General features: G+C 59.6%; 29 protein-coding genes. 18 read left to right on the top strand and 11 right to left on the bottom strand.

Features of this window, described 5'->3' with window-relative positions; all coding sequences use genetic code 11:
* Positions 1-227 precede the first annotated feature (227 nt).
* Positions 228-674, bottom strand: a complete 447-nt coding sequence (locus BLV61_RS07560; protein ID WP_090463966.1) for a MarR family winged helix-turn-helix transcriptional regulator — start codon at positions 672-674, stop codon at positions 228-230.
* A gap of 82 nt (positions 675-756) precedes the next feature.
* Between BLV61_RS07560 and BLV61_RS07555 the strand changes: the two genes are divergently transcribed.
* Entirely contained in the window at positions 757-1,923 is a 1,167-nt protein-coding gene (locus BLV61_RS07555; protein WP_090463963.1) for an aminotransferase-like domain-containing protein, read from the top strand.
* An 84-nt stretch (positions 1,924-2,007) separates the two neighbouring features.
* On the opposite strand, the gene BLV61_RS07550 is transcribed toward BLV61_RS07555, so the two are convergent.
* The 5 genes from BLV61_RS07550 to BLV61_RS07530 form a co-directional block, all read right to left on the bottom strand.
* On the bottom strand, positions 2,008-2,379 hold the full coding sequence (locus tag BLV61_RS07550) for a glutathione S-transferase N-terminal domain-containing protein (protein WP_047531644.1): 372 nt from the start codon (positions 2,377-2,379) through the stop codon (positions 2,008-2,010).
* A gap of 103 nt (positions 2,380-2,482) precedes the next feature.
* Positions 2,483-3,028 carry a GTP cyclohydrolase I FolE gene (gene folE, locus BLV61_RS07545; protein WP_024076633.1) on the bottom strand — a complete coding sequence of 182 codons (546 nt, stop codon included), beginning with the start codon at positions 3,026-3,028 and terminating at the stop codon, positions 2,483-2,485.
* A 77-nt stretch (positions 3,029-3,105) separates the two neighbouring features.
* Entirely contained in the window at positions 3,106-3,663 is a 558-nt protein-coding gene (locus tag BLV61_RS07540; protein ID WP_047531639.1) for a Smr/MutS family protein, read from the bottom strand.
* Between the two features lie 87 nt (positions 3,664-3,750).
* The gene (locus BLV61_RS07535; protein ID WP_047531638.1) at positions 3,751-4,071 is read right to left on the bottom strand and encodes a hypothetical protein; all 321 of its coding nucleotides are present in this window, start codon (positions 4,069-4,071) and stop codon (positions 3,751-3,753) included.
* 131 nt (positions 4,072-4,202) lie between these two features.
* Positions 4,203-4,793: a cysteine hydrolase family protein gene (locus BLV61_RS07530; protein WP_090463960.1), complete on the bottom strand. Its 591-nt coding sequence runs from the start codon at positions 4,791-4,793 to the stop codon at positions 4,203-4,205.
* Between the two features lie 239 nt (positions 4,794-5,032).
* Between BLV61_RS07530 and prmB the strand changes: the two genes are divergently transcribed.
* On the top strand, positions 5,033-5,941 hold the full coding sequence (gene prmB, locus BLV61_RS07525) for a 50S ribosomal protein L3 N(5)-glutamine methyltransferase (protein WP_047531634.1): 909 nt from the start codon (positions 5,033-5,035) through the stop codon (positions 5,939-5,941).
* Positions 5,942-6,012: 71 nt separating this feature from the next.
* Here the strand turns inward: prmB and BLV61_RS07520 are convergent, their stop codons facing one another.
* Together BLV61_RS07520 and BLV61_RS07515 are read right to left on the bottom strand one after the other, a co-directional pair.
* Complete coding sequence (locus BLV61_RS07520; RefSeq protein ID WP_090463957.1) at positions 6,013-6,804, bottom strand: hypothetical protein; 792 nt, start codon at positions 6,802-6,804, stop codon at positions 6,013-6,015.
* Between the two features lie 139 nt (positions 6,805-6,943).
* The gene (locus BLV61_RS07515) at positions 6,944-7,897 is read right to left on the bottom strand and encodes an alpha/beta hydrolase (RefSeq protein ID WP_047531629.1); all 954 of its coding nucleotides are present in this window, start codon (positions 7,895-7,897) and stop codon (positions 6,944-6,946) included.
* A 129-nt stretch (positions 7,898-8,026) separates the two neighbouring features.
* Between BLV61_RS07515 and aroC the strand changes: the two genes are divergently transcribed.
* From aroC to mtnC, 5 genes are read left to right on the top strand one after another with little or no spacing between them, the layout of a single operon-like run.
* Positions 8,027-9,118, top strand: coding sequence for a chorismate synthase (aroC, locus tag BLV61_RS07510; RefSeq protein ID WP_047531627.1), 1,092 nt, complete (start codon positions 8,027-8,029; stop codon positions 9,116-9,118).
* A 28-nt stretch (positions 9,119-9,146) separates the two neighbouring features.
* A complete protein-coding gene (locus BLV61_RS07505) occupies positions 9,147-10,298 on the top strand; it encodes an MFS transporter (RefSeq protein ID WP_161793938.1) in 1,152 nt (383 codons plus the stop codon).
* Positions 10,295-10,921 (top strand): methylthioribulose 1-phosphate dehydratase, encoded by a 627-nt coding sequence (locus BLV61_RS07500; protein WP_047531625.1) that lies wholly within the window; start codon positions 10,295-10,297, stop codon positions 10,919-10,921. The genes BLV61_RS07505 and BLV61_RS07500 overlap by 4 nt, the downstream gene beginning before the upstream one ends.
* 19 nt (positions 10,922-10,940) lie before the next feature.
* Positions 10,941-11,486, top strand: coding sequence for a 1,2-dihydroxy-3-keto-5-methylthiopentene dioxygenase (locus BLV61_RS07495; protein ID WP_090463953.1), 546 nt, complete (start codon positions 10,941-10,943; stop codon positions 11,484-11,486).
* Positions 11,487-11,490: 4 nt separating this feature from the next.
* Positions 11,491-12,174 carry an acireductone synthase gene (mtnC, locus tag BLV61_RS07490; protein ID WP_090463950.1) on the top strand — a complete coding sequence of 228 codons (684 nt, stop codon included), beginning with the start codon at positions 11,491-11,493 and terminating at the stop codon, positions 12,172-12,174.
* A 125-nt stretch (positions 12,175-12,299) separates the two neighbouring features.
* On the opposite strand, the gene BLV61_RS07480 is transcribed toward mtnC, so the two are convergent.
* Positions 12,300-12,578 carry a DUF3509 domain-containing protein gene (locus BLV61_RS07480; RefSeq protein WP_090463945.1) on the bottom strand — a complete coding sequence of 93 codons (279 nt, stop codon included), beginning with the start codon at positions 12,576-12,578 and terminating at the stop codon, positions 12,300-12,302.
* Between the two features lie 344 nt (positions 12,579-12,922).
* Between BLV61_RS07480 and BLV61_RS07475 the strand changes: the two genes are divergently transcribed.
* The 4 genes from BLV61_RS07475 (at position 12,923) to BLV61_RS07460 (ending at position 16,277) form a co-directional block, all read left to right on the top strand.
* Positions 12,923-14,761 carry a long-chain-acyl-CoA synthetase gene (locus BLV61_RS07475; protein WP_090463943.1) on the top strand — a complete coding sequence of 613 codons (1,839 nt, stop codon included), beginning with the start codon at positions 12,923-12,925 and terminating at the stop codon, positions 14,759-14,761.
* Positions 14,762-14,857: 96 nt separating this feature from the next.
* Complete coding sequence (locus tag BLV61_RS07470) at positions 14,858-15,376, top strand: ankyrin repeat domain-containing protein (protein ID WP_090463940.1); 519 nt, start codon at positions 14,858-14,860, stop codon at positions 15,374-15,376.
* A 96-nt stretch (positions 15,377-15,472) separates the two neighbouring features.
* The gene (locus BLV61_RS07465) at positions 15,473-16,003 is read left to right on the top strand and encodes a hypothetical protein (RefSeq protein WP_090463937.1); all 531 of its coding nucleotides are present in this window, start codon (positions 15,473-15,475) and stop codon (positions 16,001-16,003) included.
* An 82-nt stretch (positions 16,004-16,085) separates the two neighbouring features.
* On the top strand, positions 16,086-16,277 hold the full coding sequence (locus BLV61_RS07460; RefSeq protein ID WP_047531608.1) for a PLDc N-terminal domain-containing protein: 192 nt from the start codon (positions 16,086-16,088) through the stop codon (positions 16,275-16,277).
* Between the two features lie 38 nt (positions 16,278-16,315).
* Here the strand turns inward: BLV61_RS07460 and BLV61_RS07455 are convergent, their stop codons facing one another.
* Positions 16,316-17,278 (bottom strand): IS110 family transposase, encoded by a 963-nt coding sequence (locus BLV61_RS07455; RefSeq protein WP_090462387.1) that lies wholly within the window; start codon positions 17,276-17,278, stop codon positions 16,316-16,318.
* A 430-nt stretch (positions 17,279-17,708) separates the two neighbouring features.
* Between BLV61_RS07455 and speE the strand changes: the two genes are divergently transcribed.
* From speE to BLV61_RS07420, 6 genes are all read left to right on the top strand, one after another.
* Positions 17,709-18,584, top strand: coding sequence for a polyamine aminopropyltransferase (gene speE / locus BLV61_RS07445; protein ID WP_047531607.1), 876 nt, complete (start codon positions 17,709-17,711; stop codon positions 18,582-18,584).
* 161 nt (positions 18,585-18,745) lie between these two features.
* Positions 18,746-18,979 carry a hypothetical protein gene (locus tag BLV61_RS07440; protein ID WP_047538952.1) on the top strand — a complete coding sequence of 78 codons (234 nt, stop codon included), beginning with the start codon at positions 18,746-18,748 and terminating at the stop codon, positions 18,977-18,979.
* Positions 18,980-19,190: 211 nt separating this feature from the next.
* A complete protein-coding gene (locus BLV61_RS07435; RefSeq protein ID WP_047531604.1) occupies positions 19,191-19,532 on the top strand; it encodes a ribonuclease E inhibitor RraB in 342 nt (113 codons plus the stop codon).
* 326 nt (positions 19,533-19,858) lie between these two features.
* Positions 19,859-21,268 carry a circularly permuted type 2 ATP-grasp protein gene (locus tag BLV61_RS07430; protein WP_047531603.1) on the top strand — a complete coding sequence of 470 codons (1,410 nt, stop codon included), beginning with the start codon at positions 19,859-19,861 and terminating at the stop codon, positions 21,266-21,268.
* 12 nt (positions 21,269-21,280) lie between these two features.
* Positions 21,281-22,231 carry an alpha-E domain-containing protein gene (locus BLV61_RS07425; RefSeq protein ID WP_047531601.1) on the top strand — a complete coding sequence of 317 codons (951 nt, stop codon included), beginning with the start codon at positions 21,281-21,283 and terminating at the stop codon, positions 22,229-22,231.
* Positions 22,228-23,037 (top strand): transglutaminase family protein, encoded by an 810-nt coding sequence (locus BLV61_RS07420; RefSeq protein WP_090463934.1) that lies wholly within the window; start codon positions 22,228-22,230, stop codon positions 23,035-23,037. The genes BLV61_RS07425 and BLV61_RS07420 overlap by 4 nt, the downstream gene beginning before the upstream one ends.
* 125 nt (positions 23,038-23,162) lie before the next feature.
* On the opposite strand, the gene BLV61_RS07415 is transcribed toward BLV61_RS07420, so the two are convergent.
* Entirely contained in the window at positions 23,163-23,984 is an 822-nt protein-coding gene (locus tag BLV61_RS07415; protein WP_090463931.1) for a c-type cytochrome, read from the bottom strand.
* A 595-nt stretch (positions 23,985-24,579) separates the two neighbouring features.
* Here BLV61_RS07415 and BLV61_RS07405 point away from each other — a divergent pair.
* Positions 24,580-25,785, top strand: coding sequence for an acetyl-CoA C-acetyltransferase (locus BLV61_RS07405; RefSeq protein ID WP_090463928.1), 1,206 nt, complete (start codon positions 24,580-24,582; stop codon positions 25,783-25,785).
* Positions 25,786-25,804: the final 19 nt, after the last annotated feature.

Genomic DNA, 25,804 nt, shown 5'->3' with positions numbered 1-25,804 from the left:
AGGCACTTGCGAATTTGTTGACTGCTTGGTCAGGAACTCGCACGAGGTGGATTATGCTTTTGTGTACAAATAAAGCAAATATTGTTTTTTGTTTTGTAGACGAAAAGTTTGGCAATAGGGATATATGGCCTTCGCGGGGCTCATCGCCAGCAGGCTGGCTCCCACAGGTTTTGTGCTCGCCATAAATCACGGTGGGAGCCAGCCTGCTGGCGATAAGGGCAGAACAGTCAATCAACAACAGCCTGACTTTTCCCAAGAGCCATATTCACCGCCAACCACCCATTCACCGCCGCTTCCCCGGCGTCGGCAAACACCCTTTCCAACAACTTCACCTGCTCACGACGCAGCGCCTGCTCAAACCGCGCACCCTCGGCGGTCAATTCCAGCAGGCGTTTACGCTTGTCGGTCTCGGACGCGACGCTGTTCACCAGATGCATTTCCAGCAATTGGCGCAGCGGCATGTTCAGCGCCTGCTTGCTCACGCCCAGCAAGGCCAGCAACTGCGTCACACTCAAGTTCGGGTAGCGTGCGATGAAAAACACAATGCGTTGGTGCACGCGGCTCAAGCCTCGACGCGCAAGCATTTCGTCGGCCTTGGCGGTGAAGGCCTGATAACCGAAGAAAAACGCTTCCATGGCTTGTTGCTGGGATATCGGGTTTTTAAGGTCAAGCATATTGACGTATCTGCTCAGGCTGACGTAATTTTGGTCAACAAGTTTGACTCATTTCCCTCTGGCCTCGCTACCGGTGATCCCCATGGCTTTTTCCGAACGTGTCTCGCGCCTTAAAAGTTCTCTGATCCGTGAAATCCTCGCTGCCGCCCAGCGCCCGCAAGTGATGTCGTTTGCCGGCGGGTTGCCGGCCGAAGCCATGTTGCCAAAGGTCGAATGGGATCAGATGCCGCTGAGCATTGGCCAATACGGCATGAGCGAAGGCGAACCGGCACTGCGCGAGATGCTGGCTGCCGAAGCCCGGGCGCTGGGGGTGCCGTGCCAGGCGAGCCAGGTGCTGGTGGTCAGTGGCTCGCAGCAGACCCTCGACCTGGCGGCCAAGCTCTACATCGACAAGGGCACCGAGATCCTGCTCGAAGCGCCGACCTACCTGGCGGCACTGCAAATCTTCCAACTGTTCGGTGCCGAGTGCCTGACCGTGCCGCTGCAAGCCGATGGTCCGGACCTGGCGCAATTGCGCACCCGTCTGGAAAAACACCGTCCGGCATTCATCTACCTGATCCCGACGTTCCAGAATCCATCGGCTGTGCGCTATAGCGAAGCCAAGCGCGATGGCGTGGCGGCGTTGCTCGACGAGTTTGGCGTGACCCTGATCGAAGACGAGCCTTACCGCGAACTGACCTTCGACGGTGGCAGTGCGACGCCGATCGTCAGTCGCCTGAAAAAGGCCAGCTGGATTTACACCGGCACCGTGTCGAAAACCCTGCTGCCGGGGCTGCGCGTCGGTTATCTGATCGCCAGCCCGGACTTGTTTGCGCACTTGTTGAAACTCAAGCAGTCGGCGGATCTGCACACCAACCGCGTCGGCCAGTGGCAAGCCCAACAGTGGATAGGCAGCGAAAAATTCCAGCGGCACCTGAGTGAGTTGCGCGATTTCTACCGGGAGCGTCGGGACGCGTTTCAGGCGGCCCTGGAAACCCATTTTGCCGATCTGGCGGACTGGAATGTGCCCCAAGGCGGGCTGTTTTTCTGGCTCACCCTCAAGCAGCCATTGGATACCCGAACCTTGCTCCATACGGCGTTGGCCAACGATGTGGCGTTCATGCCGGGCGAGCCGTTCTTCCCGGATCCCGACAACAACCCCGGGCATCTTCGGTTGAATTTCAGCCACATCGACCCGGCGCGGCTGGATGAAGGGCTCAAGCGGTTGGCGGCGGTGGTGCGTCAGGCGCAGGCGGCGCAAGCAGCCTGAAAACCAATAAACCGGCGCAAGGGCCGGTTTATTTTTTGCCTGAAGATAGGTAGGGACTGGGGTCGTCAGTCCCGCTGAAGTTTTTCAGGCCGCAGCGAAGCGCTTATCCAGATAGTCAATGATCACCTTGGACTCATACATCCAGGTGGTTTGGCCATTCTCTTCGATGCGCAGGCACGGCACCTTGATCTTGCCGCCTTGCTCCAGCAGGGTCTGGCGATCCTGTTCGTTATTCTTCGCATCGCGCAAAGCCACCGGCACATTCAGGCGGCGCAGGGTACGGCGGGTTTTCACACAGAACGGGCAGGCGTGGAATTGATACAGGGTCAGGTCCTTGGCGGCGCTGTTGACCTGGGCCTGAGCCTCGGCCGGGCGCTGCTTTTTGCCGGGGCGAGTGAGAAAGTCGATGAAGATGATCAGTTGGCCAAGGCCGACACGAAGCGCTTTTACGAACACGTTGAAAGCCTCACGAAGCGAAAAATGAAGGGCGCGCAGCTTACCTGATTTTCGCGGACGAAAAAAAACCGGCGATGAATACCGGTTTTTTTCGTGCTGCGAATTACTTGATGAGGCTGAGGAATTCGCTGCGAGTCGCGGCGTTCTCGCGGAACTCACCGAGCATCACCGAGGTGATCATCGACGAATTTTGCTTTTCCACGCCGCGCATCATCATGCACATGTGCTTGGCCTCAATCACCACCGCAACGCCCAGGGCGCCGGTGACTTGCTGGACCGCGTCGGCGATCTGGCGGCTGAGGTTTTCCTGGATCTGCAGGCGGCGGGCGTACATATCGACGATCCGCGCGACTTTCGACAACCCCAGGACCTTGCCGCTCGGGATGTAGGCGACATGGGCCTTGCCGATGAACGGCAGCAGGTGGTGCTCGCACAACGAGTACAGCTCGATGTCCTTGACCAGCACCATTTCGCTGTTGTCGGAGCTGAACAAGGCACCGTTGGTGACTTCTTCGAGCGTCTGTTCATAACCGCGGCAAAGGTACTGCATGGCTTTGGCGGCACGTTTCGGCGTGTCGAGCAGGCCTTCGCGGGAGACGTCCTCGCCCAGTTGGCCAAGGATCTCGGTGTAATTCTGTTCCAGGGACATGAAACTACCTGTGGGATTTTACGCAAAGGGCAAGGGTACGGTGGCGGACACGACGCTGCAAGCATGACGCATCAGCTTTACTCGTCTCGACCTTCCATCATGGTTCGTTTGAGCATCACATACACGGCACCGGCGCCGCCATGTCTGGGCTGGCACGAGGTGAAGCCAAGTACCTGCGTATGCTGGCGCAACCACGTATTGACGTGGCTTTTGATCATTGGCCGCTTACCGTCCAGGCGCACGGCCTTGCCGTGGGTGACGCGCACGCAGCGGATTTCGAATTTGGTCGCTTCGGCCAGAAAGGCCCAGAGGGTTTCCCGGGCCTTTTCCACGCTCATGCCGTGCAGGTCGAGGCTGCCTTCGAACGGAATCTGGCCGATCTTGAGCTTGCGCATCTGGCTTTCCTGCACACCGTCGCGCGCCCACATCAACTCGTCTTCCGGGCCGACATCGATGACGAACTGATCGGAGAGTCCGTCGACGGTGGTGGCGTCGGTGCGCACGGTTGCGGCCTGACGCAGCTTGGCGATCTGTGCGCGGTCAGCCTTGGGTTTGCCGGTTTCGGCGCGATCGTGCTTGATCGGCTTGACGCCTTGGATCGCACTTTTGAACAGGGAAAAATCGTCGTCTTGCATGTCAGCCTCCGCGAAGGGCGGCCAGTTTACCCAACTCCAGGCGAATGGGCGCGCGACAAAACACGCGCGTTCGGTGGGAGCGCGGGTTCAGTCGTGTTTTTTCATCAAATGCGGGGACATGGCCAGCTCTCGCGACTGGCGCGAGCGACGACGGCTACGACGCCAGAGCCAGACACCGAGGTACAGCACGAACAGGCCAATCACCAGAATCACCGCCGCACCGGCGCGGTTGGTGTTCACCTCGCCCAGGGCGGGCGCATGGCCGAGCAGGCTGGCGATACCGGCCATGGCGAGTAACACACCGGACATTGCCAGCAGCGCGGCAAACGCCGCGCCGATTCGAAAACGCCAGTTGCTTTGGCCTTTGGGCCGCAAGCGGCGAGCGTCAAAACCATCGGATAACTTCATTCCGACCTTCCTCAATGGGTATCGGCCCTTCGACCGGGAGTTGACCGGGTTGTTCCTGAGGCTAAGACAATTACGGCTAACGAGAGACTTTTGCGGATGAGCGGCGGTATAGACCGCTCATTGAGCGTCGATCAGATCAGTTCGCGGGTCAGGGCGAGGGTGGCGAAGTTGTCTGCCATGATCGCCATTTCGGCCTGCTGGACGTGCTCGGCGCTCAGGACGCCGCCCTTGTAAGGCAAGTCGCGGGTGGCGCAGGCGTCTTCCACCAGGGTGCAACGGAAGCCCAGGTTCTTCGCGGCGCGTACGGTGGTGCTGACGCTGGAGTGGCTCATGAAACCGCAGACAATCAGGTCGAGGGCGCCCAGATCCTGCAGGCGTTTTTCAAGTGGGGTGCCGTGGAACGCGCTCGGCAGCAATTTGCCGATGATGGTTTCGTCGCCCTGTGGTTCCAGCCCCGGGATGAACTCGCCGCGTTCGCCTTGCGGGTCGAACAGGCCACCCACGGTGCCGAGGTGGCGCACATGCACGATCGGGCGGCCGGCGGCGCGGGCAGCGCCCAACAATTGCTTGATGTTCGCGACGGCAGCGTCCATGCCACTCAGGGCCAATGGACCGTTGAGGTATTCTTTCTGGGCATCGATGATCACAAGCGTCGCATGGCTCAGATTGGCTGCTGCATAACCGCGGCCGCTGAGTTGAAACATCGTTTTTGGAACGGACATTCTGGGGCTCCTTGGAGTGGGGCTTTTGCGACATTGTCCTCTGGCTGAGCGCTTCTGTGAATGGCTACCATTACAAGCGCCGTCGTTACTGGCGTGCAGCGTTGTCAAGTGGTCCGTTTTGTTCAATACCGAGCGTAAAAAAGAGATTAGTCCTACAACAGTGCCAGTGTTTTTCCTGCGTCGTCGCGGCAGCGTTTGACTGATAGAATCGCCCGTCGATTTTTCTGGAGTTTGCCGTCGTGATCACTTCCCGCCTTCGTACCCTGCGTGACCATATCCGTTGGGCCGTCAGCCGCTTCCATGGGGAGGATCTGTTTTTCGGCCATGGCACCGACAACGCCTGGGACGAAGCCCGTCAACTGGTGTTGGGTGCACTGCACTTGCCGTGGGAAATCGCCGACAGCTATCTCGATTGCAATCTGGAAGAAGACGAACTTGTCCACCTGCAGCACTTGCTCAAGCGCCGTATCGAAAAGCGCGTCCCGACCGCCTACCTGCTGGGCGAAGCCTGGTTCTGCGGCCTGTCGTTCATCGTCGATGAGCGCGTGCTGATCCCGCGTTCGCCGATCGGCGAGTTGATCGAAAGTCGCTTTACGCCATGGCTGGCCAACGAGCCTGCGCGAATTCTCGACCTGTGCACCGGCTCCGGCTGCATCGGCATCGCCTGCGCTTACGAGTTCCAGAATGCCGAAGTGGTGCTGGCCGATCTGTCGTTCGAAGCGCTGGAAGTGGCCAACCAGAACATCGAGCGTCACGGCGTCGATGAGCGGGTCTACACCGTGCAAGGTGATGGTTTCGATGGTTTGCCGGGGCAGCGTTTCGACCTGATCGTGTCAAACCCGCCTTACGTCGATGCCGAAGATTTCGCCGACATGCCGGACGAATACCAGCACGAACCGGAGCTGGGCCTTGCCTGCGGTGAGGATGGTTTGAACCTGGTACGGCGCATGCTCGCCGAAGCGGCCGATCACCTGACCGAGAAGGGGTTGTTGATTGTCGAGGTGGGCAACAGCCAGGTACACGTCGAGGCGTTGTACCCCGAAGTCGATTTCGCCTGGCTGGAGTTCGAGCGCGGCGGGCATGGCGTGTTCATGCTGTCGGCTGAACAGTGCCGGGATCATCAGGCGCTATTCGCCTCCCGCGTCTGACCACAATCACTGTGGCGAGGGAGCAAGCTCCTTCGCCACAAAAGCGTCTCAGCGCAGACCGATTTCGGCGGTTACCGGTGCGTCGCAATCCAGATCAACAACCCCGCCTGAAACACCGCAAACGCCACCAGGCAGGTGATGGTGAACCGCAAGCCGGCGTCTTCACGCTTGTACTTGCTGACCTTTTCTTCGTGTTTCTTGAGTTTGACTTCCTGCTCGGCGAGGTTCTGCTCGGCTTGTTGCAGCATCTGCGCCGCCTCGAGAATTTCCACGATCTGCAGTTTTTCCGTGTTCCAGTCACCCGACAGGTCGCCGACCTGGACTTCCTTGACGCTGCCCTTCAAATGCTGGGCGTCGGCGTAAACCACATCGAAACCGTGCACGCGCAAAAAGTGGTCGCGACGCAGACGGGTGTCTTCGTTCAGCGCATCCTTGTTGTTCAGGTCGGTGCCGTCGACGGTGTAGCCGGGCCATCGCATCTTCGCCCAGGTGATGCCCTGGGCCGCCATGAAGCGACCGATACCACGGTTCATCGGTTCGATTTGCAGGCCGCTGTCCGGCCCGAAATGCACGCGCTTTTCGCTGTGGTCGACCCACACGTCCAGATGATTCTGTTCCTTGCGCACGCGTTGGCCGGGCAGGGTGATGCTCATGCGCATCAGGCTGCGCTGCTTGTCGTTGCGCTCGGCATAACCGAACTCGACAAAGCGCAGGGGGCGCCCGCCGGTGTTGCGGTCGGTCTGCAGCGGCGCCAGACGGAGCATCTTGTGGTGCTCGACGTGAACGTCCGCCCAAGGCAGCTCGACCGCTGGCGGTGCGTCTTTTTCAGCGGTGGTGTCGGGTGAAGTCTGGGTATCGGTCATAATGGCGAGATCCTGTCCAAGCTCTGCTTGCCGCCAGCCAGTGCGCTGGCGACAAAGGCTTATCGGCCGTTTTTTTCAAGACTGGAGGGCCACGAAGCGTTCTCGAGCGGTTTTCACGTCGCGATGTCGTTTAAAGCGCTTAACGGATGCGAATTGCGTCAATAAACCCGAGGATTCGAGTGCCCAGTTCGGCCGCCAGGGGCAATTGCGGATCTCTATAGGAGGCCAATTGTCGTTTTACGTCGTTGGGCACGATGCGCATGACGTGGTTCATGCCTTCGATGAGTGCCAGTTCGGCGTCCGGTTTGGCAGCCTTGAGCATTTTGGCGTCATTGACGCCGACCTGAATATCGTTGCTGCCCTGGATGATCAACGCCGGCATTTTCAACTTCGCGAACGCCGCCGCGGGGTCCTGGCGGAACAGCGAAATCAGGTACGGCTGCACGCTCGGGCGGAATATCGCCTGCAAGGGCGGTGGCACGTTATCGTCGGTTTTCCCGGCCTTGAGGCTGTCGAGCAGTTCGTTACTGCGCAGCATCAGTGGCGGCGGCAGATGATTGCTCAGTTGTTGACGCACCACTTGATCGATCGGACGGGCGCTGCCGGACAAGGAAATCACGGCGGCCGCATCGACACTCGGCGCCGCGAGACTGGCGATCAAGGCGCCTTCGCTGTGCCCCAGTAATATCAGCTTGCCGAAGCGCGGATCGGCCTTGAGCTTGCGCCCCCAGGCTTGGGCGTCGGAAACATAGGCGTCCAGCGTCAGGTTGCGCTCGTCAGGGGTCGCCGCCAGGCTCGCCGCAACCCCGCGTTTGTCGTAACGCACGCTGGCGATGTTGTGTTTGGCCAGCACCCAGGCCAGCCGTTTCAGGCTGTCATTGCGCCCGCCGTCGGGGTTATTGCCGTCACGATCGGTTGGGCCAGAGCCGGAAATGATCAGGACAACCGGTACAGGCGTGTCGGACTTTGGCAGCAGCAACGAGCCGAAAAGCTCTCCGCTCCCGGTATCCAACGTGATCGGCCGTTGCAGGACGGTGGCCTGGACGAAACCGGTAAACAGGGTAAGGCTCAAGGCTAGAACTCGCAGCATCATCACGCCATCATGAACGAAGATGCCGGTTGGACTCGCCGACACCCATAAGGTTCGAGGATGAACTACTTGGGTAGCCTGCGTATACTGGCGCGCATTACGTATTCAGGTTCATTTCACGGAGCGTCCTGCATGTCCGGCAATACCTACGGCAAGCTGTTCACTGTCACCACCGCTGGCGAAAGCCATGGTCCGGCGTTGGTCGCCATTGTCGATGGCTGCCCGCCGGGCCTGGAGATCTCCCTGGAAGATCTGCAGCGCGATCTCGACCGGCGCAAGCCTGGCACCAGCCGCCACACTACCCAGCGCCAGGAACCCGACGAAGTCGAAATCCTTTCCGGCGTATTCGAAGGTCGCACCACCGGGTGCGCCATCGGCCTGTTGATCCGCAATACCGACCAGAAATCCAAGGACTACTCGGCGATCAAGGACCTGTTCCGCCCGGCCCACGCCGACTACACCTACCACCACAAGTACGGCGAGCGCGATTATCGCGGCGGTGGCCGCAGCTCGGCGCGTGAAACCGCCATGCGCGTTGCCGCTGGCGCGATTGCGAAAAAATACCTGGCGACCCAGGGCATCGTCATTCGCGGCTACATGAGTCAGCTCGGCCCGATCGAAATTCCGTTCAAGACCTGGGACTCTGTAGAAGAAAACGCCTTCTTCAGCCCGGACCCGGACAAAGTGCCGGAACTGGAAGCCTATATGGACCAGTTGCGCCGCGACCAGGATTCAGTGGGCGCCAAGATCACCGTGGTCGCCGAAGGCGTGATGCCGGGCCTCGGCGAGCCGATTTTCGATCGCCTCGACGCGGAACTGGCCCATGCGCTGATGAGCATCAATGCGGTCAAGGGCGTGGAAATCGGCGCCGGTTTCGCCAGCGTCGCCCAGCGTGGCACCGAGCATCGCGATGAAATGACTCCGCAAGGTTTCCTCAGCAACAACGCTGGCGGCATTCTCGGTGGCATCTCTTCTGGTCAGCCGATCGTCGCGCACCTGGCCCTGAAGCCAACGTCCAGCATCACCACGCCCGGCCGTTCGATCGACATTCATGGAAACCCGGTGGACGTCATCACCAAGGGTCGTCACGACCCGTGCGTCGGCATTCGCGCCACGCCGATTGCCGAAGCGATGATGGCCATCGTGTTGATGGACCACCTGCTGCGCCACCGTGGGCAAAACGCCGATGTGCGCGTGAGCACCCCGGTGCTGGGTCAGCTTTAATGGCTGACCTGATAGCCGCTGCAGTCTGATGGCTGTGGCGGCGCTGCCGTACTGGCGGCTTTCCAGTTTCTATCTGTTCTATTTCGCCTTGCTCGGTTCGACGGCACCGTTTCTGGCGCTGTACTTCGATCACCTGGGATTTTCCGCCGCGCGCATCGGTGAGCTGGTGGCGATCCCGATGTTGATGCGATGCGTGGCGCCGAACATCTGGGGCTGGCTGGGTGACTACACCGGCCGGCGGCTGGCCATCGTGCGTTTCGGCGCGGTCTGCACGCTGCTGACCTTTTCACTGATTTTCGTCAGCAAGACCTACGCCTGGCTGGCGATGGTCATGGCCTTGCATGCGTTCTTCTGGCACGCCGTGTTGCCGCAATTCGAAGTCATCACCCTCGCACATCTGCAGGGCCAGACCTCGCGCTACAGTCAGATTCGCCTGTGGGGCTCCATCGGTTTCATTATCACCGTGGTCGCGCTGGGCCGGTTGTTCGAATGGCTGAGTCTCGACATCTACCCGGCGGCGCTGGTGCTGATCATGGCCGGGATCGTGCTCAGCAGCCTTTGGGTGCCGAACGCGCAACCGGCGCCGGGCCACCGGGTGGCGGGGGAGGGATTTCTCAAGCAACTGCGCAGCCCCGGCGTGCTGGCTTTTTACGCGTGTGTGGCGCTGATGCAGATGAGCCATGGCCCGTACTACACGTTTCTGACCTTGCACCTTGAGCGATTGGGCTACAGCCGCGGGGTGATCGGCATGCTCTGGGCCGTCGGCGTGGTGGCTGAAGTGCTGATGTTCATGGCCATGAGCAAAATCCTCGCGCGATTTTCGTTGCGCCGGGTGCTGCTGGCGAGTTTTCTGCTGGCGGCGTTGCGATGGTTGTTGCTGGGTTCGTTGGCTGAGTTCCTCTGGGTATTGTTGTTTGCCCAGGTGTTGCACGCGGCGACATTCGGCAGCTTTCACGCCGCTGCCATTTCATTCGTGCAACGTAGCTTCGGCGCGCGTCAGCAAGGCCAGGGCCAGGCGTTGTACGCGGCACTGGCCGGGACCGGCGGCGCACTGGGCGCGTTGTACGCCGGTTACAGCTGGAACGCCCTGGGCGCCGCATTGACCTTTAGTATTGCCAGCCTCGCAGCCCTCGCGGCTGCCGTTATCATTGCCACATGTATGCAAGAGGACAGGCCATGAGCCTTACCCGTGAACACCTCGCCCAGGAAATCATCGACGCCGGGCGTTTCCTGTATGGCCGCGGCTGGTCGCCAGCCACCAGCAGCAATTATTCGACCCGACTGTCGCCGACCGAAGCGCTGCTGACGGTGTCGGGCAAGCACAAGGGCCAATTGGGCCTGGACGATGTGCTGGCCACGGATCTGTCGGGCAACAGCCTGGAACCGGGCAAGAAACCGTCCGCCGAAACCCTGCTGCACACTCAGCTCTACAGCTGGCGTCCGGAGATCGGCGCGGTGTTGCACACTCATTCGGTGAACGCCACGGTGCTGTCGCGCCTGACGCCGGAAGACTTCATCGATTTCGAAGATTACGAACTGCAAAAAGCCTTCAGCGGCGTGTCGACCCACGAATCGCAGGTGCGGGTGCCGATTTTCGACAACGATCAGGACATTGCGCGCCTCGCCGCCAAGGTACAGCCTTGGCTCGACGCCCATCCCGATTGCGTTGGCTACCTGATTCGCGGCCATGGCCTCTACACCTGGGGCGCGCGCATGAGCGACGCCCTGCGGCAGATCGAGGCCTTTGAATTCTTGTTCGAGTGCGAGTTGAAAACCCGCTCGCTCTCTCACCGTAAAGCCTGAACCGTCAAGGAGTTGCCCGATGAGCAGCCTGTCCGTCTACCACGTCTCAAGCCCTGACATTCCGAACAAGGTGCTGACCCATTTCGAAGATATCGCCTCGACCCTGGCCGAGCAGGGCGTACGGTTTGATCGCTGGCAAGCGGCGACGAAAATCCAGCCGGGCGCCAGTCAGGAAGAAGTGATCGCGGCCTATCAAGAGCAGATCGACAAGCTGATGACCGAGCGCGGCTACATCACTGTCGATGTGATCAGCCTGAACAGCGATCACCCGCAAAAAGCCGAATTGCGCGCCAAGTTCCTTGATGAGCACCAGCATGGCGAAGACGAAGTGCGTTTCTTCGTCGCTGGCCGTGGTTTGTTCACCCTGCACATCGACGATTACGTCTACGCCGTACTCTGCGAGAAAAACGACCTGATCTCGGTGCCTGCCGGTACCAAGCACTGGTTCGACATGGGCGAGCATCCACATTTCGTCGCGATTCGGCTGTTCAATAACCCCGAAGGCTGGGTGGCCAATTTCACCGGCGAAGACATCGCTGGCCGCTTCCCGCGTCTTGAGGACTGAAACGATGCCGATCAAAGCGATTCTCACCGACATCGAAGGCACCACCAGCGCGGTGAGTTTTGTGTTCGACGTGCTGTTTCCCTACGCCGCGAAACACCTGCCGGACTTTGTCCGTCAGAACGCCGGGCGCAACGACGTCGCTGAACAACTGGCCAGCGTGCGCCGCGACAGCAACGCGCCGGATGCCGACGTCGAGCGGGTGATCGAGATTCTGTTGGGCTGGATTGCCGAAGACCGCAAGGCCACGCCGCTCAAGGCGTTGCAAGGAATGGTCTGGGAGCAGGGCTACCAGGCCGGGCAACTCAAAGGCCACGTCTACCCCGACGCCGTCGAAGCGCTGAAGCGCTGGCACCAGCAGGGTTATCAACTGTTTGTCTATTCCTCGGGCTCGATCCAGGCCCAGCGCCTGATTTTCGGTTGCTCGGAGGCGGGGGATTTGACGCCATTGTTCAGCGGCTATTTCGACACCACGTCAGGACCCAAGCGCGAAGCACAGTCCTATACCAACATCACACGGGCTATTGGCCTGGAAGCCTCGCAGATTCTGTTTCTGTCGGACATCGTCGAAGAGCTGGACGCGGCGCACATGGCGGGGATGGCCACGTGCGGGCTGGCCCGTGAGGGTGGGGAATTGGCGGGGCATGTCACGGTGGACAGTTTTGAGCGGATCGATCCCTCGACGTTCTAAGCCACACATAACCTGTAGGAGCCAGCCTGCTGGCGATGGACCCGAGTGCGCCGGGTTTAACCAGGCCACACGCGTATTCGTTGACGACCATCGCGAGCAGGCTCGCTCCTACAGTTATTTGGGCTTTACAGCGAATGATAGGTCGGCAGGGCAAACCGCTGCTGGCTTTGGAGCATGGAGATTTGTGGCAGTTCGCTGGCCTGTTCGGCGAGGTCGCGACGGATCGCGCTGATGACCCACGACAGTTGATCGCCGTTGTGCAATTGCTGGTAGGAAATCGAGCGCTTGAACACTTTGTCTTCGCCACCGCGCAGGGTCAGCAGAATCCCGCCGTCAGGTCGTGGCTGGGTGGTGACTTCGAAGTTGGAGAACAAGGACGAAAATTTTTCTTGGATCATGCTCATGTCTTTCGGCTCCGTTAGCGCTGGAATGGCAAACATGAGGTGGTAGTTGCAGCGATTGTGCCAGCACGCGAATTTAATGAAATTCTATATAAATCAATAAGTTACGTTTTTAGCTGATTTATATTTCCGTGCAATTTGCATGAAGGGCCATCGTGCATCCTGCATTTTGCGTGGTCGTCGGCGATTCGATGGAACCATTGCGTGCGCAGATGCTCATGATTTCCAACATCGCTGTGGCGGATACAAAACATTTCAAAAACCGCGTGTACAGCTCAAGAACCGTTGACGTATTTTCGGGCTCAATCAACGCCGCCCGACAATAAAAAGATCGAACGGGAGCTACCATGAGCCGCACGCCACGCGACACCATCACCTGGGGCATGATGCTCCGCAAGCTGCCGTCCATTGCCAAAGCCATTCCGCGGGTGGTGAAGGGAATGAAAGTGGCTAACGTCAAGGACCCGACCCAAGCGTGTGGCCTGGGCTGGAGTTTCGAACAAGCAACCTTGCGCAATCCCCAAGGGCCGGCCTTGCTGTACGGCGAGGTCACGCTGACTTATGCACAGGTCAACCAGTGGGCCAATCGCATCGCCCATCACTTGATTGCCCAAGGCATCGGCAAGGGCGATGTGGTGGCGGTGTTCATCGAAAATCGTCCGGAGCTGCTGGTGACGATATTGGCGGTGGCCAAGGTCGGTGCGATCAGTGCGCTGCTCAATACCTCACAAACCCGCGATACCCTGGTGCATAGCCTGAATCTGGTGGCGCCGGTGGCCATCGTCGTCGGCGAAGAGCTGGTGGCGACGTTTCTGGCGGTACGCGAGCGGGTATCGATGGCGCCGGCTCGCACCTGGTTTGTCGCTGATCGGGACACCTACAGCCATCCGGGCGTTTCCCCCGAGGGTTTCATCAACCTGATGACCGCCAGCCTCGACAACGCCTGTGACAACCCCGTCAGCAGCCAGCAGGTGTTTTTCGACGACCCCTGTTTCTATATCTACACCTCGGGCACCACCGGGTTGCCCAAGGCCGGGGTGTTCAAGCACGGGCGCTGGATGCGCAGCTCGGCGAGCTTCGGCATGATCGCGCTGGATATGCGCCCGGACGATGTCGTCTATTGCACCTTGCCGCTCTATCACGCCACCGGACTTTGCGTGTGCTGGGGTTCGGCCATCAGCGGTGCCTCGGGATTCGCCATCCGCCGCAAGTTCAGCGCCAGTCAGTTCTGGAACGATGTGCGCAAATACCGCGCGACCACCCTCGGTTACGTCGGCGAATTGTGCCGTTATCTGGTCGATCAACCGCCCACTGCCGACGACCGCCAGCACGGCGTCACCAAAATGATCGGCAACGGCCTGCGCCCCGGCGCATGGGGTGAATTCAAGACACGTTTCGGCGTGTGTCACATCTGCGAGCTGTACGCCGCCAGTGATGGCAATATCGGTTTCACCAACATTCTGAATTTCGACAACACTGTCGGTTTTTCCCTGATGTCCTGGGAGTTGGCGGTTTACGACCACGACAGCGGCGCGCCGATTCGCGAAGCCAACGGCTTCATGCGCAAGGTGGGCAAGGGCGAGCAGGGGTTGTTGCTGGCGAAAATCGACGACAAGGCGCCACTGGACGGTTACACCGATCCGCAAAAGACCGAAAAAGTCGTGCTCCACGACGTGTTCGTCAAGGGTGACCGCTACTTCAACACCGGCGATCTGTTGCGCAACATTGGTTTTGGCCATGCGCAGTTCGTTGATCGGCTGGGTGACACCTATCGCTGGAAGGGCGAAAACGTTTCGACCACCGAGGTCGAGAACATCCTCCTGCGACACCCGCATATTTCCGAAGCCGTGGCCTATGGTGTGGAAGTGCGCAACACCAACGGCCGCGCCGGCATGGCCGCCATCACGCCGGCCGAATCCCTGGCGACCCTGGATTTCAGCGAGCTGCTGGCCTTCGCCCGGCAACAGATGCCGGCCTACGCCGTGCCATTGTTCCTGCGGGTGAAAGTGAAAATGGAGACCACCGGGACCTTCAAATATCAGAAAACCCGGCTCAAGTATGAAGCTTTCGACCCGGCCCGGAGCGGCGCTGACCCGATCTACGCCTGGCTGCCGGGAACCGAAACGTACGTGCAGGTGACGGAGCAAATGCTGAAGGATATTCACGGCGGTCGATATCGATATTGAATGTGCCTATGGCCCCGCTTCAGAAAAAAGAAGTGACAGTGCCGGGGCTGCTCGGGAAACTGTCGGCTTTGCGAATAACTGAAAGTGGAGCGTTCAATGTCAGATAAAAGCCGCCAGATGACCCCCGAAGAAGCTGCCGAATTTGCCGAACAGGTATTCAACAAGGCGCGGGAGGGCGATGCGGCCATGATGGCTGCGCTGCTGACCAAGGGCTTGCCGCCGAACCTGCGCAATCACAAGGGCGACACCTTGCTGATGCTGGCCGCTTACCATGGTCATGTGGACACGGTAAAAGTCTTGCTCGAACACAAGGCCGATCCGGAAATCCGCAACGACAACGGCCAGAGCCCGATTGCCGGTGCCGCCTTCAAGGGCGACCTGGCGGTGGTCACGGCGCTGGTTGAAGGCGGGGCGCAAGTCGAAGGCTCGTCGTTCGATGGCCGTACGGAGCTGATGATGGCGGCGATGTTCAACCGCGTCGCCATTGTCGACTACCTGATCAGCAAAGGTGCCGATCCGAAAGCCAGGGACGCCAATGGCGTCACCGCGCTGGAAGCCGCCAGGACCATGGGGGCTGTGGACACCGTTGCGCAGTTGGAAAAACTGCTGGGCTGACGCTGTACTTCTGTGGCGAGGGAGCAACCTGCGCAGTACTCACTGAATGCGTTATCCTTCGCGCCCTCAAAACTCCCTCGCTACAGGATCCGCCCCATGAAAGCCGCACTCGTCGAACTCATCAGCAAAATCAGCTCCGGGTGCATGGGCGATGACGAAATCCTCAAGGTCGCTGACGAGGCGGCCCAGGCTTACGCGGACCCCGAGGGTTTCCTGGCGGCCAATCCGGACATCAACTACGACGACACCTTCCCGATCCCGCTGGGCGAGTGGGTGGTCGTCGGCAGTCTGCCGGAGACCGTGATGTTCCAGGCCGACACCTACATGGACCTGTTCGCGCAGATCGTTGCTTCGTTCGGGCCGGGCGTCGACTTCAATATCAAGCCCAAGCAACTGGCCAAGACCGAAGCCCTGACCGCGCTCAATCGCATTCAGGTGCAAATGAGCAGCCTGAACAAGGAAAACGGTGGCTATGTGCTGATGAACTTCAGCCAGTTGCTCGACGACGAACTGCAAGTCGTTCTGGTCTACGGCAACGACGTGCCGCGGGTGCTGGAGCTGTGCGCCGAAGTCGGCATTGCCGCTGCGCCGTCTCTGGAAGCCTTGAAAGTGGCCGTTCACGTTTGAAACCGCAAGCTGTCAATAAAAACGGAACCCTGGCATCGGGCAGCTATCCTAAGAGGGCCAATCACTCTTCAGGAGCGTCACCATGGGTTCCACGTTCAACAGCCTGGTAGGCCTGATCATCCTTGCCCTGGACATCTGGGCAATCATCAACGTACTCAAAAGTGGCGCCGAAACCGGGATGAAAGTCCTCTGGGTGCTGTTGATCCTGTTGCTGCCGGTTTTGGGCCTGATCATTTGGGCGATCGCGGGGCCACGGGGTAACGTCAGAATATGAAGTCATTCTCCCAAGCGACATAAAATCTGTGGGAGATTCTATGTTTGGGGGGAACCCCCAAACATAGAATTTGGTTGGTACTCACTTTGGTTTTTCATCAAGGCAAACACCACTCTGGCCAGTTTGCGAGCCAGAATCACCAAGGCCTGGGTACCTTTGAGGCCTCGGTCCAGGTAACGCTGATAGAACGGTCTCCAGGTTGGTGAGCGGCTGGCAGCCATTGCGCTGTTGTGAAATAAGCGCCGGAACTCCGAATCGCCCCGTTTGGACAAGTAGCGTCTCTGATCTTTCTTGCCTGATTGTCTCACTCGCGGATCCATTCCCAGGAAGGCGATGAAGCCATCGCTGTCGGAAAACTCTCCGCGCATGAAAGCTGTTACCGCCGCTGTGGCCGTCAGGACGCCTATGCCTTCAACGGCTTGGCAGCGTTTTACCTGAGCGTCCATACCCGCTTCGCTAACGATGTTCTTCAGCGCCTTCTGAATGCCTTTTTCAATCTGCTCTACACAGCGCAGGTATTCACCCAGCGCCTCTTCGAGCAAGGGTTCGTCCCTCCAACTTTGCTTGATTGCCACCCGATGTCGAACAAGCTCAGCCCGGCGTCGCAGCAAGCTTTTGAGCTGCGTGTAAGCCTTGGGAGGCGGACTCCAGACCCTGAGCTTGTCGGACTCCTTGCCCAAATAACGCGCCAGCAAGACCGCGTCCAGAGCATCTGTTTTTGCCCGGACACCTATCCCATCGCGGTATTTATTAAGGCGGCTGCCATCAATGACGTAAACGTCATGACCCAGTTCATGAGCGATTTCCGTCGTGTCGAGGTGGTAGGTGTTGGTCGCTTCAAGCGCCAGTGCACAGTTGTCTGGCAATAACTTAAGCCACTTTTTCAGTGCTGATCGTTCATTGGCGACGATCAAAGTGCTCTCTTCGTCGCATCGATAGACAACGATCTCATCCTTCGCCACATCCACACCAACGACCACCTGCGAATCAAGGATTGTCATGGCCCACCCTCCGAGCTAGGGTTTAGAAACTTGTCGGGGTTCACCGTTGCGCTGGCTTGTCGCTATCGTCGGTCCGAGCCGATGCATTCCTTATCGGCGCATTAGGTGAAGGGGTGGGACGATGTCTCCCACGGTCTGTACTGGCTAGAGTCAGATGACGAGCTTTAGTCCCACCCACCCCTTCAAGTCTAAACATACAAGCGAGCCTGCTCGCGATGACGGCGGCACATTCGGAATTGATGTGGCGGACAAATCGCTATCGCGAGCAGGCTCGCTCCCACAGGGCATTGTGGCGAGACATCAAGTGAGGTTCGACCTGTCATCTTCCTCGACGTAGAATGCGCGCCTTTCCCGGTCAATCGAGCCGATCGATTGGCCATCATGGGCGGGTAACCGTCCGTTGCCACCCGCATTCATCGGAGCACTTCCCATGAGCATCACCCCGACCAACGACTACCTGGAAACCCTCTACGAAGGCTATGGCCAGCGTTTTCGCATGGAAAAACTGCTGCACGAAGTGCGCACCGAACACCAGCACCTGGTGATTTTCGAAAACCCGCGCATGGGCCGGGTCATGGCGCTGGACGGCGTGATCCAGACCACCGAAGCCGACGAATTCATCTACCACGAAATGCTGACGCACGTGCCGATCCTCGCCCATGGCACCGCCAAGCGCGTATTGATCATCGGTGGCGGCGACGGCGGCATGTTGCGTGAGGTGGCCAAGCACCGCAGCGTCGAGCACATCACCATGGTCGAGATCGACGGTACCGTGGTCGAAATGTGCAAGGAATTCCTGCCGAATCACTCCAAGGGCGCGTTCGACGATCCACGCCTGAACCTGGTGATCGACGATGGCATGCGCTTCGTCGCCACCACCACTGAAAAGTTCGACGTGATCATTTCCGACTCCACTGACCCGATCGGGCCAGGCGAAGTGCTGTTCTCGGAGAACTTCTATCAGGCCTGCCACCGCTGCCTGAACGAAGGCGGCATCCTGGTCACGCAGAACGGCACGCCGTTCATGCAGATCGAAGAAGTCAAAACCACCGCCGGTCGCCTGCGCAGCCTGTTCCCTGACTGGCACTTCTATCAGGCCGCCGTACCGACTTATATCGGCGGCGCGATGACCTTCGCCTGGGGCGCGACCAATACCGCTTATCGCAAATTGTCCCGCGAAACCCTGCAACAACGGTTCGCCGGCAGCGGCATCATCACCCGCTACTACAATCCGGAGATCCACATCGGTGCCTTTGCCTTGCCGCAGTACGTTTTGCAGGCTGTGAACAAGCCAAGTAACGACTGATAGCGCGTCAATCAAAAAGGGCTGTCCGCGGTGGTGTTCAATCACGCCGCTGACGGCCCTTTTTTCATGAGGCACCAGAGGAAAATCAGTGGAACGATTAGCCAGCTAATCAGGTCGAGATAGAAGTAAGCCCATCCATGGGTTTTATCGAGGAGGCACTGATGCAAAAGTGGAAAATCACTTTCGTGGATGATCACGGTGAAACTGTCGACGAAGTCTTTGAGTGCGACGAGTGCCCGGATAACGAACACGCCGCCCAACTCATCAAGGCCCGGTTGCTCCCCGTCGCCGCCGAACTGGATCTGAACGATCTGGAAGGGCGAACCCCCGATGCGACTGTCAAAAGTCTCAAGGCCCAGAACAGCATTCAAATCCTCGGCATTACGCCAATCTGAACATCTCCTGTCACATTCTCAACCAGGCCTTGGCAGCGGCTCTATCTTGGGGCTAATCTGCAGGCGAGATCAGCGAATGGATCGCTAAGGTCTGGTCTTGTCAGCTCCATGCTTGTTTCCCGTCGGCACATCGGATGCCGTCGTTCGCACCGTTCGGTGGCGGGCGCTGGGAGTACGGAAAGTCTATCCATCAGTTTGAGGAGGACGTTTCATGAGCACAGCCTATCAAGAAGATGTCAGCAGCAGCGTTCTGCGCCGCATGAAAGAGGGCGGTTTCGACTTTTCACGGTTCCATCCCATCGAGTTCTACGCCATTTTCCCGGACGAGGAGCGGGCACGCAGGGCGGCAGGTCATTACCGGGGTGAATCCCTGAATGCGCAAATCAGTGTGCGCGATGACGGCGCATGGGCCCTGGAACTGAGCAAGGTCATGTACGCCACTTACGATGACATCGGCGACTTCGAACAGGGTTTCGAAGCCGTGGTCGAGCCATTGGGCGGCATCATTGAAGGCTGGGGTGTCAAACAGGAGGTACGAGGGCGACTCGCATAAACTTATGAACAGCAGCAAGCATCAGTAACGGCTGACCTTTGGGTTGGCCGTTTTCGTTTTTGTCGCCGGCAAACCGAACGCGACCTCAAAGAGCTCCCATGACGGAATGACCCCCTTCGCCGCCAAGTCGCCTCCCACAGACTATGCTGGTGACAGGCGACTGCAACGCCTTGCAATGAAGCGGGGGCGATCAGGTTGGGGCATTTACCGCACAGGATTGGTGCGGTGTCTGCGTACCGATTATCCAACCGATTGATATCAAAGCGTTTCTGCCGATGGCACGGGCCTTGCGAAGGCCTGTATGTCCGGGTGACAAGGAGTACGGCATGATCCGCACCTATTTTGATGAGATGTACGATGCCGGCGGCCAGGTCCGCCCGCATTATCGGGAGTTTGCCCGTTGGCTGTCCGAAACGCCTGACGAGCTTTTGGCACAACGGCGACGCGAGGCCGATCTGTTGTTTCATCGCGCCGGGATTACTTTTACGCTCTACGGTGATGAGCAGGGGACAGAGCGCCTGATTCCCTTCGACACCATTCCCCGCAGCATTCCCGCCAGTGAATGGCGCATTGTCGAGCGCGGCTGCATCCAGCGGGTCAAGGCGTTGAACATGTTCCTCGCCGACCTCTATCACGAGCAACGCATCATCAAGGCCGGCATCATTCCGGCCGAGCAGGTGCTGGCCAACGAGCAATACCAGTTGGCAATGCAAGGGCTGAATCTGCACCGCGATATTTATTCGCATATCTCCGGTGTCGATCTGGTGCGCGACGGCGATGGCACTTACTACGTGCTCGAAGACAATCTGCGTACGCCGAGCGGTGTCAGCTACATGCTCGAAGACCGCAAGATGATGATGCGACTGTTCCCCGAATTGTTCGCGGCGCAACGCATCGCCCCCATCGACCACTACCCGAACCTGTTGCTCGATACCCTGAAAAGCTCCAGCCCGATCGACAACCCGAGCGTCGTGGTGTTGACGCCGGGGCGCTTCAACAGTGCATTTTTCGAGCATGCGTTCCTGGCGCGGGAAATGGGTGTGGAGCTGGTGGAAGGCGCGGACCTTTTCGTGCGTGACGACAAAGTGTTCATGCGCACCACCGACGGGCCAAAAGCCGTCGATGTGATCTACCGCCGCCTCGACGACGCGTTCCTCGACCCGCTGGCGTTCAATCCGGACTCGATGCTCGGCGTGCCAGGGCTGCTGTCGTCTTACCGATCCGGCAATGTCGTGCTGGCGAATGCCATCGGCACCGGGGTGGCGGACGACAAGTCGGTGTACCCGTTCGTGACCGACATGATCCGTTTCTACCTGGATGAAGAACCGATCCTGAAGAACGTACCGACGTGGCAGTGTCGTAATCCCTCGGAACTTTCCCACGTCCTGGCCCATCTGCCGGAACTGGTGGTCAAGGAAACCCAGGGCTCCGGCGGTTACGGAATGCTGGTGGGGCCGGCGGCGACGGCGGCGGAAATCGAAGCCTTCCGCGCACGGATCATTGCCAAGCCCCATGCCTATATCGCGCAACCGACGCTGTCGTTGTCGACCTGCCCGACCTTTGTCGAAAGCGGCATCGCGCCACGCCACATCGACCTGCGCCCGTTTGTATTGTCTGGTCGCGAAACCCGGGTCGTGCCCGGCGGTTTGACCCGTGTCGCCCTGCGCGAAGGCTCCCTGGTGGTGAACTCCTCCCAGGGCGGCGGAACCAAGGACACCTGGGTGGTCGAGGATTGAAGGAAGCCTGTCATGTTAAGTAGAACTGCCTCGGATCTGTATTGGATGTCGCGTTACCTGGAGCGGGCGGAAAACCTCGCACGGATGCTCGACATCAGTTATTCGCTGTCGCTGATGCCACAGGATGGACGCGGTGACGGCCTGCACGAACTGGCCATGCCGCTGCTGATTACCGGCACCCTGGACGATTACCTCGAACGCCACGGCGAGTTGCATGCCGAACGCTTGCTGCATTTTTTCGCCCTGGATGCGGCCAATCCGGCCAGCATCTACAGCTGTCTCGGTGCCGCGCGGGCCAGTGCCCACGCGGTTCGTGGCCGAATCACCGCTGATATGTGGGAGAACATCAACGCGACCTGGCTGGAAATTCGCGGCATTGCCGAGCAGGGCCTCAGTCGCTACGGCATGAGTCGGTTCTGCGAGTGGATCAAGGAGCGGTCCCACCTGTTCCGAGGCGCGTCCTACGGCACGATCATGCGTAACGATGCGTTCCGCTTCATTCGTCTGGGGACCTTCATCGAGCGAGCCGACAACACCTTGCGCCTGCTCGATGCCCGCTACGAAATGGCCGGTGATCAGGCTGAGGCGGTCAGCGATGGCACGGCCCACGCGTACTACCAGTGGAGTGCCTTGCTGCGGGCCTTGTCGTCCTTCGAGGCCTACACCGAAATTTATCGCGACGCACCCGGCGCCCGGCATGTGGCCGAGTTGCTGTTGCTGCGGGCGGACGTGCCGCGCTCCCTGCGGGCGTGCACCGAAGAAATCGACCAGATCCTTGCCCAGTTGCCGGGAGCCAACGGCCGTCCCGCCCAACGCCTGGCGGCGGAAATGGACGCGCGACTGCGCTACACCGGCATCAACGAAATCCTCGACGAAGGCCTGCACGCCTGGCTCACCGAGTTCATCCCGCTGGTGCGCCAGTTGGGTAACGCGATTCACAGTTCTTATCTGGAGGCTGCATGAGACTTTCGATTAGCCACGAGACCACCTATCACTACGAAGATCAGGTGCGGGCGAGCATCCAGTACCTGCGACTGACCCCCCATGACAGCGAGCGCCAGCACGTGCTCAGTTGGCAGCTCGACCTGCCGCGGCCGGTGCGCGCGCAACTCGATCCGTTCGGCAACATCCTGCACGTGCTGACCATGGACGAACCGCACGAAGCGATCATCATCGGCGCCCGTGGTCAGGTCGACATCGACGAATTGCGCGAAGCCGAGCACGAGAGCCAGTCGGCGCTGCCCTTCCTGCGCTTCACCCGCCTGACCGAAGCCGACGCAGCCCTGCGCGCGTTTGCCGAAAAGGAATGCAAGCAACGCCGCGATCGCACGGCGCTGATCGACTTGATGCACGGCCTGAACCAGCACATGACCTACACGCCGGGCGCCACCGAAGTGGACACCAGCGCTGCCCAGGCCTTCGCCGGTCGTTCCGGTGTGTGCCAGGACCACACCCACGCGTTCATCGCCTGTGCGCGCAGCCTGGGGATTCCGGCGCGGTATGTCTCGGGTTATCTGTACAGCGAAAACAGCGAACACCTGGCCAGCCATGCCTGGGCCGAAGCCTGGCTGGATGACGCCTGGTACAGTTTCGACGTGACCAATGAACTGGCCCGGCCCGAACGTCATTTGAAACTGGCCGTGGGCCTCGATTATCTGGATGCCTGCCCGGTGCGCGGGATGCGCCGCGGCGGCGGGTGTGAACAGATGCATGCCAAGGTGCTTGTTTCACCGACGCCCGCGCCGGTGATCTCCGTGCAACAACAGTAACCGGGGGGAGGGCGCCGACCCCTTATGGCAGCGAGCTTGCTCGCGATGGCAGGTTTTCAGTCAATACTTCCGTGGCTGATACACCGCCGTCGCGAGCAAGCTCACTCCCGCAACGGCGTGTTTTGTCAGGGCTTCACCTTGCGCCCCGCCATATGCTTCAAATACCCCACCAGCATCCCCAGATCCTCATCCGGCAACACCTCGGTTGAAAATCCGGGCATCTTCGCCTGCGGCCACTGACGCAAACTCTGCGGATCACGGATATAACGCTTGAGGAAGTCCGCGCCAAAGTACTCGGTCGGGTTGTACGGAATATTCAGGTCCGGCCCGAATTGCGCGTCCCCGGCACCATTGAGGCGGTGACAGGCCAAGCAGTTTTTCTGGAACAGCGCAAAGCCCTTGTTCACCGGATCGTCTGCCTTTAGCGCAGGATCGGGCAGCAGGGCAGGGAAGCGTTCGGCCACCGGTGCCATGCGCTTGATGCTGGCAACCTCGAACGGCCATTGCTCCGGGCTGATATTGCCCGCCTGCGGGTTGGTCCAGACCAGATAGAACGGCCCGGCGCCGGGCTTGCCTTCGGACAGTGGCGGCCAGGGTTTGGCCGGATCCTCGATCGCCAGCCAGGCACGCGCGCCTTGGGTATTGAGCAGCGGCGCAGCGGCCATCTCGGCAGCAAAACCGTCCAGGGCCACGGCTTGCAAGTGGTCGTCCGGTTTGATGCCGGTCAACAGCACTGACAGAGGCACGGCGCGATAGCTCATATCACGCTTGTAGGAAACGTCATTGGTAACGGTGATGGTCTGGGCTTGAGGATGATTGAGCAACTCCTCGGTCTGCCAGGTGCGGTTGTTCGCGCCCAGCTGCAGGTTCAGCTGTGCGGCATACAGAGGCGTGCTGAGCAGCAAGGCCCCGAATAAAGTGAGCGCTTTCAAAGAATCGCCGTCCATGTCGTGGAAGTGCTGCAAAGGTTGGCACAGCCACGTTGGCCCGGGTAGCGAGCCAGTCACATTTTTAATGTGGCGATCTAAAACACGGATACCGTATTTTTATGAACGACTAGCCGATCACCTTGGTCAGGTTCGGCAAAATCAACAAAAGTGTGGTCGCGAAGAGAATGAGCCCGGCTTGACGAACTTTCGATTGTTTGAACATGGCTTGACCGCCTTTTTTGTTATTTCCTGATGCCTGCCTGCAAATCTCCATGACGGCAGAGCAATTCACTTCCTGTAGTACGAGCGCCTCGGCAAAACCCGACGACAACTTCGTATAACCTCACCTTAGAGCCCGCGTCACGCTTGATTTAGATCCATTTCGTATGGAGCGCTCACCAAATACGATTAAAAAAGCATGAGGCCTATTGCCAGCTTCTTGGGCGGCCTTTTGCTAGACACCTGCGTGTCCGCAAGCCGCGGATTCTGTAGCGGACTACCGTCCGTCTGAGCGCGTCCGTCAACGCCGGTGAGCGCTGCGGTCATTGAATCCCCGGTGGCTCGGAATAAGGTGGAAGCCTCTTCAAAGATCACCACCCGGTTCGAGGACGTCATGACCCAAGCATTGATTTTCGACGCGATACGTACGCCCCGTGGCAAAGGCAAGGCCGATGGCGCCTTGCACAGTGTCAAACCGGTCAACCTGGTGGCCGGGTTGTTCACGGCGCTGCAACAGCGAACCGCCCTCGATACCAGTCAGGTCGATGACGTGGTACTGGGCTGCGTGACACCCGTCGGCGATCAAGGCGCCGATATCGCCAAGACCGCTGCTCAGGTGGCTGATTGGGACGTCAGCGTGGCGGGCGTGCAGATCAACCGTTTCTGTGCATCCGGGCTGGAGGCGGTGAACCTCGGGGCCATGAAGGTCCGTTCCGGTTTTGAAGACCTGGTGGTGGTCGGTGGCGTCGAGTCCATGTCACGCGTGCCCATGGGCAGCGATGGCGGAGCCTGGGCGCTGGACCCGCAGACCAATCTGCACAGCCACTTCACCCCCCAGGGCGTGGGTGCCGATCTGATCGCGACACTGGAAGGCTTCAGCCGTCAGGACGTCGATGCCTATGCACTGCATTCCCAGCAAAAAGCTGCGCGGGCGCGGGCTGATGGTTCGTTCAACAAATCGCTGGTGCCGGTGCAGGACCAGAACGGCATCATCCTGCTCGATCACGATGAGTTCATCCGCGCCGACTCGACCCTGGAAGGCCTGGGCAAGCTCAAGCCCAGTTTCGAGATGATGGGGCAGATGGGTTTCGATGCCACCGCGCTACGGGTCTACAGCCATGTGGAGCGGATCAATCACGTACATACCCCCGGCAACAGTTCCGGGATAGTTGATGGCGCGGCGTTGATGCTGATCGGCTCGGAGGCCAAGGGCCGGGCGCTGGGCTTGCAGCCACGGGCGCGAATCGTCGCCACGGCGGTCACCAGCACCGACCCGACCATCATGCTCACCGGCCCGGCGCCCGCCACTCGCAAGGCACTGGCCAAGGCGGGGCTGCGGGTGGAGGACATCGATCTGTTCGAGGTCAACGAAGCGTTTGCCTCAGTGGTGTTGAAGTTCATCAAGGACATGGCCGTCGACCCGGACAAGGTCAACGTCAACGGTGGTTCTATCGCCATGGGCCATCCGTTGGGCGCCACCGGTTGCGCGATTCTCGGCACCTTGCTCGATGAGCTGGAAAGCCGGCGCCTGCGCTATGGCCTCGCGACGCTGTGTGTCGGCGGCGGCATGGGCATTGCCACCATCATCGAACGCCTCTGAGCCCCGAATTCAAGGACAA

The sequence above is a fragment of the Pseudomonas mohnii genome (assembly GCF_900105115.1).
GTDB lineage: Bacteria > Pseudomonadota > Gammaproteobacteria > Pseudomonadales > Pseudomonadaceae > Aquipseudomonas > Aquipseudomonas mohnii.
Note: the sequence above shows the minus strand (reverse complement) of the source record. Positions and strands in the feature narration are given on the sequence as shown.

What these genes read in the sequence shown, in the direction of transcription:
- BLV61_RS07560 (WP_090463966.1), bottom strand. Translation starts at nt 674, where the DNA reads ATGCTTGACCTTAAAAACCCGATATCCCAGCAACAAGCCATGGAAGCG.
- BLV61_RS07555 (WP_090463963.1), top strand. Translation starts at nt 757, where the DNA reads ATGGCTTTTTCCGAACGTGTCTCGCGCCTTAAAAGTTCTCTGATCCGT.
- folE (WP_024076633.1), bottom strand. Translation starts at nt 3,028, where the DNA reads ATGTCCCTGGAACAGAATTACACCGAGATCCTTGGCCAACTGGGCGAG.
- BLV61_RS07540 (WP_047531639.1), bottom strand. Translation starts at nt 3,663, where the DNA reads ATGCAAGACGACGATTTTTCCCTGTTCAAAAGTGCGATCCAAGGCGTC.
- BLV61_RS07535 (WP_047531638.1), bottom strand. Translation starts at nt 4,071, where the DNA reads ATGAAGTTATCCGATGGTTTTGACGCTCGCCGCTTGCGGCCCAAAGGC.
- BLV61_RS07530 (WP_090463960.1), bottom strand. Translation starts at nt 4,793, where the DNA reads ATGTCCGTTCCAAAAACGATGTTTCAACTCAGCGGCCGCGGTTATGCA.
- BLV61_RS07520 (WP_090463957.1), bottom strand. Translation starts at nt 6,804, where the DNA reads ATGACCGATACCCAGACTTCACCCGACACCACCGCTGAAAAAGACGCA.
- BLV61_RS07515 (WP_047531629.1), bottom strand. Translation starts at nt 7,897, where the DNA reads ATGATGCTGCGAGTTCTAGCCTTGAGCCTTACCCTGTTTACCGGTTTC.
- aroC (WP_047531627.1), top strand. Translation starts at nt 8,027, where the DNA reads ATGTCCGGCAATACCTACGGCAAGCTGTTCACTGTCACCACCGCTGGC.
- BLV61_RS07505 (WP_161793938.1), top strand. Translation starts at nt 9,147, where the DNA reads ATGGCTGTGGCGGCGCTGCCGTACTGGCGGCTTTCCAGTTTCTATCTG.
- BLV61_RS07500 (WP_047531625.1), top strand. Translation starts at nt 10,295, where the DNA reads ATGAGCCTTACCCGTGAACACCTCGCCCAGGAAATCATCGACGCCGGG.
- BLV61_RS07495 (WP_090463953.1), top strand. Translation starts at nt 10,941, where the DNA reads ATGAGCAGCCTGTCCGTCTACCACGTCTCAAGCCCTGACATTCCGAAC.
- mtnC (WP_090463950.1), top strand. Translation starts at nt 11,491, where the DNA reads ATGCCGATCAAAGCGATTCTCACCGACATCGAAGGCACCACCAGCGCG.
- BLV61_RS07480 (WP_090463945.1), bottom strand. Translation starts at nt 12,578, where the DNA reads ATGAGCATGATCCAAGAAAAATTTTCGTCCTTGTTCTCCAACTTCGAA.
- BLV61_RS07475 (WP_090463943.1), top strand. Translation starts at nt 12,923, where the DNA reads ATGAGCCGCACGCCACGCGACACCATCACCTGGGGCATGATGCTCCGC.
- BLV61_RS07470 (WP_090463940.1), top strand. Translation starts at nt 14,858, where the DNA reads ATGTCAGATAAAAGCCGCCAGATGACCCCCGAAGAAGCTGCCGAATTT.
- BLV61_RS07465 (WP_090463937.1), top strand. Translation starts at nt 15,473, where the DNA reads ATGAAAGCCGCACTCGTCGAACTCATCAGCAAAATCAGCTCCGGGTGC.
- BLV61_RS07460 (WP_047531608.1), top strand. Translation starts at nt 16,086, where the DNA reads ATGGGTTCCACGTTCAACAGCCTGGTAGGCCTGATCATCCTTGCCCTG.
- BLV61_RS07455 (WP_090462387.1), bottom strand. Translation starts at nt 17,278, where the DNA reads ATGACAATCCTTGATTCGCAGGTGGTCGTTGGTGTGGATGTGGCGAAG.
- speE (WP_047531607.1), top strand. Translation starts at nt 17,709, where the DNA reads ATGAGCATCACCCCGACCAACGACTACCTGGAAACCCTCTACGAAGGC.
- BLV61_RS07440 (WP_047538952.1), top strand. Translation starts at nt 18,746, where the DNA reads ATGCAAAAGTGGAAAATCACTTTCGTGGATGATCACGGTGAAACTGTC.
- BLV61_RS07435 (WP_047531604.1), top strand. Translation starts at nt 19,191, where the DNA reads ATGAGCACAGCCTATCAAGAAGATGTCAGCAGCAGCGTTCTGCGCCGC.
- BLV61_RS07430 (WP_047531603.1), top strand. Translation starts at nt 19,859, where the DNA reads ATGATCCGCACCTATTTTGATGAGATGTACGATGCCGGCGGCCAGGTC.
- BLV61_RS07425 (WP_047531601.1), top strand. Translation starts at nt 21,281, where the DNA reads ATGTTAAGTAGAACTGCCTCGGATCTGTATTGGATGTCGCGTTACCTG.
- BLV61_RS07420 (WP_090463934.1), top strand. Translation starts at nt 22,228, where the DNA reads ATGAGACTTTCGATTAGCCACGAGACCACCTATCACTACGAAGATCAG.
- BLV61_RS07415 (WP_090463931.1), bottom strand. Translation starts at nt 23,984, where the DNA reads ATGGACGGCGATTCTTTGAAAGCGCTCACTTTATTCGGGGCCTTGCTG.
- BLV61_RS07405 (WP_090463928.1), top strand. Translation starts at nt 24,580, where the DNA reads ATGACCCAAGCATTGATTTTCGACGCGATACGTACGCCCCGTGGCAAA.